11 protein-coding genes are annotated in these 14,460 nt (G+C 65.9%); 6 read left to right on the top strand and 5 right to left on the bottom strand.

What is annotated here, in order from left to right:
• Positions 1-110: 110 nt before the first annotated feature.
• Positions 111-641: an Rrf2 family transcriptional regulator gene (locus tag ACREE8_RS24345; protein ID WP_431575615.1), complete on the bottom strand. Its 531-nt coding sequence runs from the start codon at positions 639-641 to the stop codon at positions 111-113.
• Positions 642-656: 15 nt separating this feature from the next.
• A complete protein-coding gene (cysE, locus tag ACREE8_RS24340) occupies positions 657-1,439 on the bottom strand; it encodes a serine O-acetyltransferase (protein ID WP_431575614.1) in 783 nt (260 codons plus the stop codon).
• 243 nt (positions 1,440-1,682) lie between these two features.
• Between cysE and ACREE8_RS24335 the strand changes: the two genes are divergently transcribed.
• Positions 1,683-2,360 (top strand): alpha/beta hydrolase, encoded by a 678-nt coding sequence (locus tag ACREE8_RS24335; RefSeq protein ID WP_431575613.1) that lies wholly within the window; start codon positions 1,683-1,685, stop codon positions 2,358-2,360.
• Between the two features lie 72 nt (positions 2,361-2,432).
• Here the strand turns inward: ACREE8_RS24335 and ACREE8_RS24330 are convergent, their stop codons facing one another.
• Positions 2,433-3,533: an anhydro-N-acetylmuramic acid kinase gene (locus ACREE8_RS24330; RefSeq protein ID WP_431575612.1), complete on the bottom strand. Its 1,101-nt coding sequence runs from the start codon at positions 3,531-3,533 to the stop codon at positions 2,433-2,435.
• 158 nt (positions 3,534-3,691) lie between these two features.
• On the opposite strand from ACREE8_RS24330, the gene tyrS reads away from it, so the two are divergent.
• Positions 3,692-4,945: a tyrosine--tRNA ligase gene (gene tyrS / locus ACREE8_RS24325; RefSeq protein ID WP_431575611.1), complete on the top strand. Its 1,254-nt coding sequence runs from the start codon at positions 3,692-3,694 to the stop codon at positions 4,943-4,945.
• Positions 4,946-4,948: 3 nt separating this feature from the next.
• Here tyrS and ACREE8_RS24320 read toward each other — a convergent pair whose 3' ends face one another.
• Positions 4,949-8,143 (bottom strand): DUF3971 domain-containing protein, encoded by a 3,195-nt coding sequence (locus ACREE8_RS24320; protein ID WP_431575610.1) that lies wholly within the window; start codon positions 8,141-8,143, stop codon positions 4,949-4,951.
• 110 nt (positions 8,144-8,253) lie between these two features.
• Between ACREE8_RS24320 and ACREE8_RS24315 the strand changes: the two genes are divergently transcribed.
• From ACREE8_RS24315 to ACREE8_RS24300, 4 genes are all read left to right on the top strand, one after another.
• A complete protein-coding gene (locus tag ACREE8_RS24315) occupies positions 8,254-11,211 on the top strand; it encodes a bifunctional [glutamine synthetase] adenylyltransferase/[glutamine synthetase]-adenylyl-L-tyrosine phosphorylase (protein ID WP_431575609.1) in 2,958 nt (985 codons plus the stop codon).
• Between the two features lie 194 nt (positions 11,212-11,405).
• A complete protein-coding gene (locus ACREE8_RS24310; protein WP_431575608.1) occupies positions 11,406-12,581 on the top strand; it encodes a ferritin-like domain-containing protein in 1,176 nt (391 codons plus the stop codon).
• A gap of 192 nt (positions 12,582-12,773) precedes the next feature.
• On the top strand, positions 12,774-13,262 hold the full coding sequence (gene bcp / locus ACREE8_RS24305; protein ID WP_431575607.1) for a thioredoxin-dependent thiol peroxidase: 489 nt from the start codon (positions 12,774-12,776) through the stop codon (positions 13,260-13,262).
• Positions 13,263-13,336: 74 nt separating this feature from the next.
• Entirely contained in the window at positions 13,337-14,212 is an 876-nt protein-coding gene (locus tag ACREE8_RS24300) for a ferritin-like domain-containing protein (protein ID WP_431575606.1), read from the top strand.
• Here ACREE8_RS24300 and ACREE8_RS24295 read toward each other — a convergent pair.
• Positions 14,213-14,460, bottom strand: a 248-nt coding sequence (locus tag ACREE8_RS24295) for a glutathione S-transferase family protein (RefSeq protein ID WP_431575605.1), incomplete at its 5' end; no start/stop codon positions are given. It lies immediately after the preceding gene.

Raw genomic sequence — 14,460 nt, 5'->3', positions numbered from 1 at the left:
ACCCGGGGGTGCATCGGCGCGGTCGCGTTATAGTCCATGTAGATCTGGCGGGTCATCGATGGGCCTGGTCTTCTCGCGTTGGCTAAGTAAGGTCCTGGCCGTCGCGGCCGTTACTGCGCCGCGGCGGGATGAGGCGTCGGCGGAGCCGATCCGACCGGTGGCTCGGAGGCGCCATTGCTGGCCCCTGGCGTCGCCGCCTGCTCGTGATGGATCACATGGCTGGTGCCGAGGACACGGCGGTTGCAGACATCCTCCAGCGACACCGAGCTCAGATAGAGATGGATCTGGTTGCCGAGCTCTTCCCACAGATCATGGGTCAGGCAGCGGCTCTTGTTGGTGCGACAGCCGGTCGGCGAGCCGGGGGTACAGCGCGTCGCCCGGATCGGCTCGTCCACCGCCAGGATCGCATCGGAGATGCGGGTCTCGGCCGAGCTGCGGGCCAGCAGATAACCGCCGCCCGGTCCGCGCACGCTCTTGACCAGTCCGCCGCGCCGCAGCTTGGCGAACAGCTGCTCGAGATAGGAGAGCGAAATCTCCTGTCGCTCCGCGATGTCGGCCAGGGCAACGGGGCGGCCCTGGCTATGGCTTGCCAGGTCGACCAGCGCCATCACGGCATAACGGCCTTTTGTGCTGAGCTTCACGATCTCTCTCCTTATCTAACTTTCCACGCGACGGCGCAGCGGCTGAATCTCGGCGCCGCCTTCGGTCGCGGGATTGTTTCGGTCCATGCCCGGCAACGTCATGGGAGCGACGACATCGCGCTGCTCCTCATGCTTCTCCAACTCTTCGACCCGCGCCTTGAGCGCGGTCACCTGTTCCATCAGACCTTCGACCGCCCGGGCCACGGGGTCGGGGTGATCGCCGGTGGGCGTGCCATAGGCCATGAAATCGGAACTGGCATTGCGCGTGACCGGACGGGCCGGGATGCCGACCACGGCCACGCCGGGTGGGACATCCTTGACCACGACGGCATTGGCGCCGACGCGGGCCTGCTCGCCGACGATGATCGGCCCCAGCACCTGCGCGCCGGAACCGATGATGGCGCCGTTGCGGATCGTCGGATGGCGCTTGCGATTGACCTGCGCCGCCGAATTGACCGAGGGCGAAACGCCGCCCAGGGTCACGCCGTGATACATGGTGACGTCGTCACCGATCTCGGCGGTCTCGCCCACGACGGTTCCCATGCCATGGTCGATGAAGAGGCGGCGTCCAACGGTCGCACCGGGGTGGATCTCGATTCCGGTCAGGAAACGACCCATTTGTGACACGGCCCGGCCGAGGAACCGCCACCCCCGAATCCAGACCCCATGGGCCACCCTGTGAAACATCACGGCATGGAAGCCGGGATAGGTCAGAGCCACCTCAATCCGGGTCCGGGCCGCCGGGTCGCGCGCGATGATACTGTCGAGTTCGTCCTTAACTATTTGGAACACCGACATATTCCCTTTATTCTTGAAAGTCGCGCGCGGCGTCATGGTATGATCACGGCCGGTCAGCCGGTGCAGATCCCTTCGGCGCCGCAGCATTCTGCGCTGTTGGATATAGGATGACCAAGTAGTTCAGTCAAGTATAGAAAGTAGGCTGGCTGAAGCGCTTGCCTGGCATAGCCGAGTGAAACCATAGGTTTTTAGATCGCTCAAAACCGTGCCGCCAAGGGCGGTGCGGGTTTAGGAAGTTGTGACATGCCTGAAGTGATCATGAATGGCCCGGAGGGGCGCCTCGAGGGGCGCTACCAGCCCGGCAAGGGCAGCGATGCACCCATCGCCCTCATGCTGCATCCCCACCCGCAGCATGGCGGGACGATGAACAACAAGCTCGTCTACACCCTCTATCAGGTGTTCGCGCAGCGTGGGTTCGCCGTCCTGCGGTTCAATTTTCGCGGCGTCGGCCGCTCGCAAGGGTCGTTCGACCGCGGCGAGGGCGAGCTCAGCGATGCCGCCTCGGCGCTCGACTGGCTGCAGTCGGTGAATCCGAACGCGCGGGCCTGCTGGATCGCGGGCTATTCCTTCGGCGCCTGGATCGGCATGCAGCTGCTGATGCGCCGCCCGGAAATCACCGGCTTCATTTCGGTGGCCCCGCCGGCCAACATCTATGATTTCGGCTTCCTCGCCCCCTGCCCCTCCTCGGGTCTGATGATCCATGGCGACAAGGACGAGTTGGTGCCGCATGAGTCCGTGGCGAAGCTGGTGCAGAAGCTCTCGAACCAGCGCGACATCCAGATCGACTACAAGCTGATCAAGGGTGCCACGCACTTCTTCCAGGATCATCTGGATCAGGTTTCCGATCGCGTCGACGATTATCTCGAGGCGCTCTATCCGACCGCCAAACCCAAGGCCAAGAGCCGCGCCGGCGCGCGCTGAGCGCGGGCTCGCGTTTCCTCCTGTATGAGAAAGGGCTCGCCGAAAGGCGGGCCCTTTTTGTTGGCGAGGATCCTAGGGGTGACGGTCCAGGCGGCCGCCGGTCATCGGCCGCGGCACGCCCGTGGTCGAGGGCAGGCTCAAGGGCAGGCCTTTGAGCGACCGGACCGCCAGATAGGCGAAGGCCTGCGCTTCCAGATGATCGCCATCCCAGCCCACCGTCTCGACCGCATCGACGGGGACGCCCAGGCGATGGCGCAACGCCTCCATCACCACGGGATTGTGGCGGCCGCCGCCGGTGACGATCCAGCGGTTGATGGGTGCTGGAAACAGGTCCTGGCCCCGCGCCACCGCTTCGACGGTGAAGGCCACCAAGGTGGCGGCGCCGTCGCCGGGCGAAAGCGGCGCCAGAGCCGCGCGCGCGGTCGCGTTGAAATGCTCACGGTCGAGCGACTTCGGCGCCGGGCGGCCGAAATAGGGATTGGCCATCAGGGTCGCCAACACCGCGCGATCGACCTTGCCCCGGCGGGCGAGCGCGCCGTTGTGATCGAAATGCTGGCCCGTCGTCTTGAAGGCCCAGTCGTCGAGCAGGCCGTTGCCGGGCCCGGTATCGAAGGCCAGCAGATAGGCCTCGCCATTTTGATCTTCACCGATCCAGGTGGCGTTGCCGACGCCGCCCAGATTGAGCACGCCCAAGGGACGCGGCAGTGCCGCCGCGAGTGCCCAGTGGAACAACGGCGCGAAAGGCGCGCCCTCGCCGCCGGCGGCGACATCGTCGCTGCGGAAATCCGAGACCACATCGATGCCGGTGTCGCGCGCGAGCCGCGCACCGTCGCCGACCTGCAGCGTGTAGCGGCGCTCCGGCGCATGAAGGATGGTCTGGCCGTGGAAGCCCGCGACCCGCACCTTGTCGGGCGAAAGACCCGTCTCGCGCAGCAGCGCCTGGATCGCCTCGGCATGACGGTCGGTGAGCTCGGCCGCGATGGCCTCGCCTTTCGCCGGGTCGCCCAGGGCGCCGCGCAGCCGCGTGCGGAAAGCGTCGGGATAGGGCTGGGTCAGCGCCGCCAGCGGACGGACCTGACGATGCCCGTCGGTTTCGATCAGGGCGGCACCGACGCCATCGCAGGAGGTGCCGCTCATGAGGCCAAGGGCCAGAAGGGTGGTGTCTGGAGACATGCGCGGACGACTTTACGCGGGGCCTGGTTAAGAGATCGCAGCCGGGCCGCCAGGAATTGTCGGTCCGGGGCAATCTGTGTTACATGGGCGCCCCACGCTGACAAGCCCCGGCGCCCTGACGGGCCAGGGCTTTTCCGCTCCTTGCTACGGACCCGACCATGGCCGAGCCCAAATCCGATTTCCTACGCGAAGCGATCGCGCGCGGATTCATGCATCAATGCACGGATCTCGACGCGCTGGACGCGCTGGCATCCAAGGGCCGCCTCACCGCCTATATCGGCTTCGACCTGACCGCCTCGAGCCTCCATGTCGGCAGCCTGGTCAGCATCATGCTGCTGCGGCTGATGCAGCGCACCGGCCACAAGCCGATCGTGCTGATGGGCGGCGGAACGACCAAGGTCGGCGACCCGTCCTTCCGCACCGAGGTCCGCCCGATGCTGAGCGGGGCAGAGATCGCCGCCAACAAGGCCAGTATCCGGCGCTGCTTCGACAGCTTCCTGCGCTTCGGGCAGGGACCGACCGATGCGGTCATGGTCGACAATGCCGACTGGCTCGACAATCTCAACTACATGTCGTTCCTGCGCGACTATGGCCGCTTCTTCTCGGTCAATCGCATGCTGAGCTTCGATTCCGTGAAGCTCCGGCTCGAGCGCGAGCAGCCGCTCTCCTTCATCGAGTTCAACTACATGGTGCTCCAGGCCTATGACTTCCTGGAGCTGTCGCGCCGCCATGACTGCCGGCTGCAGATGGGCGGCTCGGATCAGTGGGGCAACATCGTCAATGGCGTCGAGCTGGGCCGGCGCGCCGACGATCGCGAGCTGTTCGGCCTGACCACGCCGCTGATCACCACATCCTCCGGCGCCAAGATGGGCAAGACCGCGTCGGGTGCCGTCTGGCTCAATGAGGACCGTCTCGGCGCCTATGACTATTGGCAATATTGGCGCAACACCGAGGACGCCGATGTCGGCCGCTTCCTGAGGCTCTTCACTGACCTGCCGCTGGCCGAGATCGCCAAGCTCGAGGCGCTCCGGGGCGCCGAGATCAACCAGGCGAAGATCGTGCTCGCGACCGAGGCGACGGCGCTGGCCCACAGCCGCGCGGCCGCGGAAGCGGCCGCCGAGACGGCCCGGCGCACCTTCGAGCAGGGCGGCGTGGGCGACGAGCTGCCGGTCATCGACGTGGCGCGCGGCGAGCTCGAGCAGGGCATCGCCGCCTTCGATCTCTTCCGCCGCGCCGGCCTCGCCGCCTCCAACGGCGAAGCGCGCCGCCTGATCAAGGGCAGCGGCGGGCGGCTCAACGACGCCGCCATCGCCGATGAGAACCATCGCATCACGATCAAGGACCTGACCGGCGACGGCTATATCAAGCTCTCGGCCGGCAAGAAGCGCCACGCGCTGGTGCGGCCGAGCTGACCTTTACCGGTTCTGCTCGCCCAGCGGCTGCTCCGGCATGGCTGTCGCTGGCGGGGCCTGGCCGTTGCTGTCGAAGATGTCGAAGAGACCGCGCAGGAATCCCGGCGCCAGCGCCGCGAGCGGATTGATCGAGAAGTCGGGCTTCGAGAGCTTGCCGCTGGCCGTGTAGGTCGCCGCGAACAATCCCTTTCCCTTGCCGCCCTGGAGCAGATCGCCGATCACGGGGATGTTGCTGAGGAAGCTGTTGATCGCATAGGCCGGCACGATGGTGCCCTTGATGTCGATCTTGTCCAGGGACTGGTCGAAATAACCGGTCGCGGTCATGCCGAGGGACGGGCCATGGGCGCGCGCCAAAGGCACATCGACGCGGCCTTCGGTCTTGGTGAAGTCCGCCACGAAGCGATCGAACTGGAAGCCCTCGCCGCTCATCTCGTCGATGAAGCCGGTGAGCGAGAACAGCCGCACCAGGCCCGACTGGTTGATCAGCCGGAAATCCTGGATCTCGGCCCGCCCGGTGAGCGGACGCTTCGGCACGGAATCGGTGGAATCGCCATAGACATTCAGCGTGCCGCCCTTCACGTCGTCGAAGATGTCGAGCACGCGCAGGGCGGATCCCGCATCGTTCGACTTGATCGCGAGATGATGCCTGCCGCCCTCGACCGGCAGATAGGTCATCGTCAGCGGTGCGCCTCCCGGCAGAATGCCGTCGATCTCGATCTGCCGCCAATATTCCGTCTCATGCTCCAGCAGCACATGGACGTTCTCGACCTGCCGCCCCGGCGCCAACATCACGACATCGAGCTTGTCGGCCGTGATCTTGAAGGGGCTGGTCGGGTTCGTCATGGATGTATTCGCCGCTTCCTCGGGCTTGAGCGTAATCTTGCCGGTCAGCAACGGCTCGACGTCCAAGACCCCGCCTGAGACCACAACCTCCGGGCGCCCCTCCACAAAAGCAAACTTGACGCCGGTCAAATTGGTCTTGCCCAACGACACGCGATCGAACGCCATCTGACCGACGCCGAAGGAATCGGTCAGGCTGCCATGGCCGCTGGCGGCAAGATCGGGCGCGCTGACCGAGAAATTCTTCATCACCGGCGCCTGGCCTTTCGGCAGAAGCAGCAGGGCTTCTGCCTGGCCCGCGGTGCCGGCGGCTTTGCTCCAGGCGAGGGAATCGAAAGACAGGGTTGTGGGAGTCAGATCGATCTTGGCCGACACTTCGGCGGAATCGTCGTCGAAGGTCGTATAGATGACGTCGAAGGCCGTCGGGCCGGTGACGTAGGGGCTGAGATCGGCCCCGAGCGCCTTGCGCTCATCCTCCTGCGCCGTGCCCTGCATCCGGATCTTGGTATCGAAATCGGCAGGGACGAAATTCTGATTCCAGGTTATGCCGGCCGGGACGCCGGCGAAACGGCCGGTACCCTCGATCTCCATCGCCTTGCGGGTCAGCTTCAGTTGCAGATTGCCGTCCTCGAGATCCTTGCCGAACATCACATGCTTGATGCCGGCACCGATGAGGTTGGCCTCGGCGCTGAGATCGACCTGTTCGAAGACCAGATCCTTGTCGGCGGGGAAGATCACCTTGAGATGGGTGTTGACCTGACCCGCTGCGGTTTTGGGATCGATCCCCAGGCGCTTCATATAACCCAGCCGCGGATGATCGAGCAGGCCCAGCGCGTCGGTCATGGCGGCGTGCAGATTGCCATCCACCGTGATCGTCTGTACGTCTTTGTTGAAATCGACGATGTCGAGACGGCCGTTATCGATCTGAATGCCGCCGACATGCCCCGCGCTGAAGATCCCAGTGAAACTGGTGGCCGTGAAGCTGCCGGTCGCGGCCGCGTCGGTGATCGGCGGCATCGGTTTCAGGTAATGGATGGTCAGGCCCTTCCCGGCGAGAGTGCCGCCGACCTTGTCCAGGGCGATCGCGTCGGGATCGCCACCCAGCAGGCGCAGCCTCAGTGTGGCGCTCACATTGCTGACGTCGCCGGTATCGATGTTGGCGAAAATCCATTTGCGCGGCTTGGGTGCCGTATCCTTGGGCCAGTAGCGGCCGAGATCCGGCACGGCGATGCCATCGGCCTTGAGGTCGGCCGCGACATGGATCGCGCCGGTGCGCGACTGCGTATAGGTGGTGAGGCCCGAGACCGAGCCTTTCACCGTGATGCTGGGGCCCGGCTTCGATGTTGTGCCCAAGTCGAGCTGGGCCTGGTCGATCACCAGCCGGTCGAGTCCGGCATCGAGCTTGCCGGCGACCGCGATCTTCCGGATCGGCAAGGGGTCCGGCAGTTGGTCTGGCAATGTCAGGCTGCCGGGCCCGCCGCCCATATCGAAATCGATGCGCTCGAGCTGTCCGTCGAGGTTGAATTCGGTGCCGACCCGGCCGTCCAGGGTGAAATCGGCGCCCTGCAGTGCTATCAATTCCGGGCGCAGCAATCCGAGGCTGGCGACATCGACACCGGAGAACCGCGCATCGATCGAGACCGACTGAACGCCGGAGTCGTAGACTAGATCGCCTTCGAACTGCGCCGGGCGCCCGAGCTCCTGGACCTGGAACTGCAGATGGCCGGAGAGACCGTCGGGATGGCGCTCGAAGGTGAAACTGGCCGTCGGCGCATGCCAGACCAGGCCGCTGCGCCGATCGACCAGCACCACCTTGGCATCGACGATGCTGATGCGGCGCAGATAGCCGGTCGGCTTGCTGTAGTCCGGCGCCGCCATGAACGCGGCCAGCGCTTCGGGGATGACCGGCGCCTCGCCGGCCGGTGCCTCGGTCGTGTCGGTGGAGGTGTCGGCGGTCTCGTCCGACGACATGTCGAAGACGCGGCCGAAGCGGAAATGACCGTCCTGATCGCGCAGCAGCGTGACCTGCGCGTCGAGCACCTCGATCGAGGTCGGCGCGATGATCCCATGCAGCAGGGCCTCGACGCTGAGGGTGAGCGAGAGCTCCGGCAGGACGGCCAGCTCGCGGCCGCGATTATTGAGGATATGGACGCCGCGGACCCTGAGATCGATGGTCCGGCCCCAGCCCGCCCAGGTGATGAGCGTATCGTCGATGGCGACATTCATCGAGCGCTCAGGCAGCGTCAGCGCCTGTTCGACGTAGGGCGTCAGGAAAGAAAGGCGCAGCGGCTCGGGCTGGGACAAGCGCCAAGCGCCGATCGCGCCGACGAGAACGATGCCGGCAACGACCGCGGCCAATATTTCCAGAAGAATTCGCGCGGAATGACGGACCACGATGCGATTGGCGACGTGCGCTTGACCCCTGGGGCTGAATTCCCGCAGTCTGCGGGAAAGAACCGTTCGGCGCCATGCCTCTTTCTGCCCTTCCCCTCGATGTCGCGGCTTTGCCCCGCATTCATGACCAGCCGCGCGCCGACCAGGGCGTCGAGCGGTGGCTGGAGATGGCGCGTGGCCTGACCGATCCCGAGCTGAAGGGCTTTGCGGTCGATCTGGCGGCGGATCAAGGTGGCCGGACCCTTTTGGGTGGTCTCTTCCTCCATAGCCCGTTCCTCAGCGAGCTTGCTTTGGCCGAGCCGCAGGTCATTCGTGGCATTTTGGTGGAGGGCCCCGATCGGGTTCTTGACAGATTGCTGACAGAACTGGAGCGCGAAGCGGGACCGGAGGAGGACACCAGCCGCTGCATGCGGGCCCTGCGCGTGGCCCGCCGGCGCGTGGCGCTCCTGGTCGCCGTGGCGGACCTGACGCGGGCCTGGGTGCTCGAGACCGTGACCGCGGCCCTCAGCCGCTTCGCCGACACCGCGATCAACCTGGCCGCCCGCCATCTGTTGCGCCGCGCCGCCCTGCAGGGCGATCTGATCCTGCCCGACCCCGCACTGCCGGAGCATCGCTCGGGACTGGTGGTGCTGGGCATGGGCAAGCTCGGCGCCCACGAGCTCAATTATTCGAGCGACATCGACCTGATCGTGCTGTTCGACCGCGAGCGCATCGATTATCGCGGCCGGCGCTCGATCCAGGACTGTTTCGTGCGAATCGCCCGCGATCTGGTGCGCATGCTCCAGGAACGCACCGAGGTCGGCTATGTCTTCCGCACCGATCTGCGGCTGCGGCCCGATCCGGGCTCGACGCCGCTGGCGCTCTCCGTCGTGGCGGCCGAGACCTATTACGAGGGCATGGGGCAGAACTGGGAACGCGCCGCCATGATCAAGGCGCGCGCGGTCGCCGGCGACATCGAGGCCGGGCAGAATTTCCTCAAGGCGCTGCGGCCCTTCATCTGGCGCAAGCATCTCGACTTCGCCGCTATCCAGGACATCCATTCGATCAAGCGCCAGATCCACGCGGTCAAGGGCTTCCGCGACATGGAGGTCGGCGGTCACAACATCAAGCTCGGCCGCGGCGGCATCCGCGAGGTCGAGTTCTTCGCCCAGACCCAGCAGTTGATCTGGGGCGGGCGCGACGCCGAGCTGCGCTCGCCCGCGACCTGTCCGACGATCCGAGCACTGGTGGCGGCCGGCCGGGTCAAGCCCGAGGTCGCCGACGCGATGATCGATGCCTATCGCTACTTGCGCGAGGTCGAGCATCGCCTGCAGATGATCGACGACCGCCAGACCCAGACCCTGCCGCAGGAAGGCCCGGAGCTCGAAGGTTTCGCGGCTTTCCTGGGCGAGCCCTCGCTCGACGCGTTCCGCCAGCAGCTCCTCCATCGTCTGGGCGAGGTCGAGGACCATTATGCCGAGCTGTTCGAGGAGGCACCCTCGCTGGCGGGACCCGGCAATCTCGTCTTCACCGGCTCGAAGAACGATCCCGGCACCGTGCGCACGCTGGGCGAGATGGGCTATGCCGATGGCGCGTCGATCGCCACCGTCATCCGCGCCTGGCATACCGGCCGCTATCGCGCCACCCGCAGCACCCGCGCGCGCGAGCTATTGACCGAGCTGATGCCGGCCTTGTTGACGGCGCTCGCCCACACGCCCCAACCCGATGCGGCCTTCACCCGCTTCGACGCCTTCCTGTCGGGGCTCCCTGCCGGCGTGCAGCTGTTCTCCCTGCTCCATGCCAATCCCGAGCTGCTGAAGCTGATCGCGGAGATCATGGGCGGCGCGCCTTTGCTGGCCGAGCGGCTGGGCCAACGACCGGCCCTGCTCGATGCGGTGCTGACGCGCGACTTCTTCAAGCCACCCCCGCCCAAGACGGATCTCGCCGCCGAGCTCCATCATGCGCTGGAGCAAGGCAACGACTTCCAGGACCGGCTGGACATCGCGCGGCGCTGGGCCAAGGACCGCCAGTTCCAGGCGGGCCTTCTCGTGCTGCGCCACCATCTCGATGGCGGCCCCGCCGGCGAGACCTTGAGCGACATCGCCGAGGTCGCCGTCGACGGCCTCACCCCCCATGTCGAGGCCGAGTTCGAGCATCAGCATGGCAAGCTGCCGGGCCGCGGCCTCGCGACCGTGGCGCTGGGCAAGCTCGGCGGGCGCGAGATGTCGGTTACTTCCGATCTCGACCTCGTCTTCATCTACGACCTGCCGGCCGATCAGGAAGCGAACCCGCCCCAGTCCGACGGGCCGAAACCGCTGGCGCCGATCCACTATTATGCGCGCCTGGCGCAGCGCCATATCGCGGCGCTCAACGCGCCGACCTCGGAAGGCAAGCTGTTCGAGGTCGATATGCGGCTCAGGCCCTCGGGCAATTCGGGCCCGATCGCGTCGAACCTGGACGGTTTCCTGCGCTATCAGAGTGTCGATGCCTGGACCTGGGAGCATATGGCGCTGACGCGCGCGCGCGTGATCCTGGGCGAACCCAGTTTCGTCGCCGAGATCGAGGCCAGCCTGCGCCAGCTGCTGTCACGGCCGCGCGACATCGAGAAGCTCCACGCCGACATCGCCGATATGCGCCGGCGCGTCGCCCAGCAATTCCCGACGGACCGCGAATGGGACATTAAATATCGCCGCGGCGGGCTCGTCGATATCGAGTTCCTGGCCCAGTATCTCCAGCTTCGCCATGCGGCCGAGCATCCCGACGTGATCCACGCCAATACCAGCGCAGCACTGGCAGCACTGGCGCATGCGGGCGTTCTGCCGGCTGGGGATGCCGCGACCCTCATCGATACCCTGGCGCTCTGGCGCCGGCTCCAGGGATTTCTGCGCCTCACGATCGGCCAAGACTTCGACGAGGCGGCCCTGCCCGAAGGCATCAAACGCGCGATCGCCGCGGCCGGCAGAGCCGCCGACTTCGCCACCCTCAAGGCCTACATGGCCGAGACCGGCGAAGCGGCCGCCGTGATCCATGAGAGATTCCTGGGCCGGGCTTAAAGGCCCCGCCCGCGACAGATCGGTCCTTGCCTCGGCCGGCAGCGCAGGCGATCTTGGGTGGGCGATCTCTTTCCTAACCCATTGAGAGAGCGGCAGGTCTGGGCGGGTGAAACATTAACCCGTTCCCGCTACCCTGAGCGGCCGGCACCCGGCTTGGCATCTTCGACAGGCCCCCAAGGAGAGCCTCACAGCCCGTGAGTCAGGACGACAAGCAGCGGCCGCCTTTCCACTATGTGGGCGATATCGGCAGCCTGGACTGGAAGGTCCCGGGCGAGGTCGAGACAGCGCTCGATTGGGCCTATGACGGGGGCCGCGGCGACTTGCTCGGCCTCTATGAGAAGGGCAAGCGCCAGCAATGGAATGCGTCCGAGCGCATCGACTGGCGCCAGGATCTCCATCCCGACAATCCGATGCAGATCGGCGATCACACCGTGCCGATCTTCGGCTCGCCGGTCTGGGAGAAGCTCGATCAGAAGAAGAAGGTCGAGCTGCGTTGGCATCTGCAGTCCTGGCAGATCTCGCAGTTCCTGCATGGCGAGCAGGGCGCGCTCGTCTGCGCCTCCAAGGTCGTGCAGCTCGTCCCCTATCTCGACGCCAAGCTCTATGCGGCGACCCAGGTGTTCGATGAGGCGCGCCATGTCGAGGTCTATGGCCGGCTGCTGCGCGAAAAATTCGCCATGGCCTATCCGATCACGGCGCCCCTGAAGTCGCTGCTCGAGAATGTGTTCCGCGACCCACGCTGGGACTTCACCTATCTGGGCATGCAGGTCCTGATCGAAGGGCTGGCGCTCGCCGCCTTCCAGCGCATCCGCAACCAGTCCTTCAACAAGCTCGCCGCGACCATCAACGCCTATGTGATGCAGGACGAGGCCCGCCATGTCGCCTTCGGACGGCTGGCGCTCAAGGAATATTACCCGCAGCTCTCCGAGGCCGAGCGCGCCGAGCGCGAGGAGTTCCTGGTCGAAGCCTGCTGGCTGATGCGCGAGCGCCTCGCGCCCGACACGGTGTGGGACGCGGTCGGCCTGCCCAAGAAGCTCTGCATGGAGATTGCCGAACAATCGCAGCTGATGCGGGAGTTCCGCGCCGTGCTGTTCCGGCGCGTCGTGCCGACGATCAAATATATCGGCCTTTGGGGTCCCAGGATCCAGGCGGCCTTCGACAAGATGGGCGTGCTCGCCTATGCCGACCTCGATGTCGACAAGATGCTGGCCGAGGACGAGTATGTCGGCCGCAACTTCATCCAGCTGCGTTTCCAGCCGGGCGGTGCCTTGAACAAGGCCGGCACGAAGCGGCCCCCCGGACCGGTCCAGGGCACCGACAGCCTGCCGGAAAACCCGCCACCGCCTGCAGGCCAGCCTCCGTCGCGCTGACCGCCACCCTTGTTCGGGCCTCCTCTCCTCCTCTGAAATCTCCACTTCCGGCCGGGGCTTGTCGTTCCCCAGCCTCCGGTTGCGGCCAAAAATCGGGCGCCAGCCCCCGCCGGTTGACTTTGTCCGTCCGACGGCACAAATGACCGGAGCTTTGGAGACAATTCGAGAGCGGAACCGCGAGGGGGATCGACGATGGCGAAGAAGCCAGCGGAACTCAAAGAAGGCGACAAGGCCCCGGACTTCACCATTCCCGGCGATGACGGCAGCGACATCTCGATGTCGAAGCTCAAGGGCAAACCGGTCGTGCTCTATTTCTATCCGAAGGACGACACCCCGGGCTGCACCGCCGAGGCCTGCTCCTTCCGCGACAATCTCCCCAAGTTCGGCAAGATCGAGGCCGAGGTGATCGGCATCTCGCGCGACAGCGTCGCCAGCCATCAGAAGTTCAAGAAGAAGCACGATCTGAACTTCAGGCTCGGCTCCGACGATTGCGGCGACGTCACCGAAGCCTATGGTGTCTGGGTCGAGAAGAGCATGTATGGCCGCAAATATATGGGCATCGAGCGCGCCACCTTCCTGATCGACGCCAAGGGCGTGATCCGCAAGATATGGCGCAAGGTGAAGGTGCCCGGCCATTCGGAAGAGGTGCTCAAGGCGCTGAAGGAATTGAAGGCGGGATAAGGCGCTAACTTCTTCTCTTATCCCCTCCCCCCTTGCGGGGTAGGGCTAGGGAGGGGGTAGCGCCGACATTCGAAATGACCCCAATTCCAAAACCACTGCCGATATCGAGGGTTCCCCCTCCCTCACCCTCCCCCACGAGGACATTCTTCACTGCTTCTTCCCTCGCCGCGCTCGCCGTCGCCGCACTCACTACCGCCGATCCCGCCGCCAAGGCTGCCGCGGCGCGTGCCATGGCTGCGGCCTGGCGCGAGGGCGCGTTGCAAGTCGGCGTCGCGGCCCCGCCCGATCGTCCCGCGCGACCGGTGCGCCCCGAACTGCGCCGCCCGGGCGACATGCCCAAGCGGCGCGGGGCCGGGAGCCCCGAGAACCGGATCGCCCTCCTCCACGCTCTCGCTCACATCGAGCTCAATGCGATCGATCTCGCCTGCGATATTCTCGCGCGCTTCCCGGAAGCCGACATGCCGCGAGAGTTCCATGACGACTGGGTCTCGGTAGCCGACGAGGAAGCGAAGCATTTCGGCATGCTCTCCGCTCGCCTCGCAGAGCTCGGCGGCGCCTATGGCGACCTGCCCGCCCATGACGGACTCTGGCAGGCGGCAGAGGAAACCGCGGGCGATCTTCTCGCACGCCTCGCCATCGTGCCGCTGGTGCTCGAAGCACGCGGGCTCGACGTCACGCCCAAGATGATCGGCGATCTGAAGCGCGCCGGCGACGAGACGAGCGCCGCGGTCCTGGGCGTGATCTATGAAGAGGAGATCGGCCATGTCGGCATCGGCCGGCGCTGGTTCCTCTTCGAATGCGAGCGCCGCGCGCTCGACCCGGCGCAAGCCTGGGGCACGCTGGTGCGCAAACATTTCCGTGGAGTCTTGAAGCCGCCCTTCAACGACGAAGCCCGCATCGCGGCCGGCCTGGTGCCGGCCGAGTATGCGGCCCTGGCGGAATCCGTCTAGTTAGCTGCGCAGTTCCAAGGGATAGCGCGTCTGCTGCAGGCTGGGGCGTGGCTCCATCAGCGTCCACCAGCGCGCGATCTTGGGCGCCTGCGAGAGAAGCTGCTGGCCTTCGGGCGCCAGGCGGAAATAGGCGATGATCGTGGCCAGATGCAGGTCCGCCAGCGTGAGCTGCGCACCCAGCAGATAGGGACCCGTCATCAGGTCGGAAAGCGCGGCCAGAACTGTCTGCGCCTTGGGGATCGTCGCGG

It is taken from the genome of Hypericibacter sp. (genome assembly GCF_050729195.1).
Taxonomy (GTDB): domain Bacteria; phylum Pseudomonadota; class Alphaproteobacteria; order Dongiales; family Dongiaceae; genus Hypericibacter.
The sequence above is the reverse complement of the archived record's forward strand: the minus strand, read 5'-3'. Positions and strand labels throughout refer to the sequence as shown.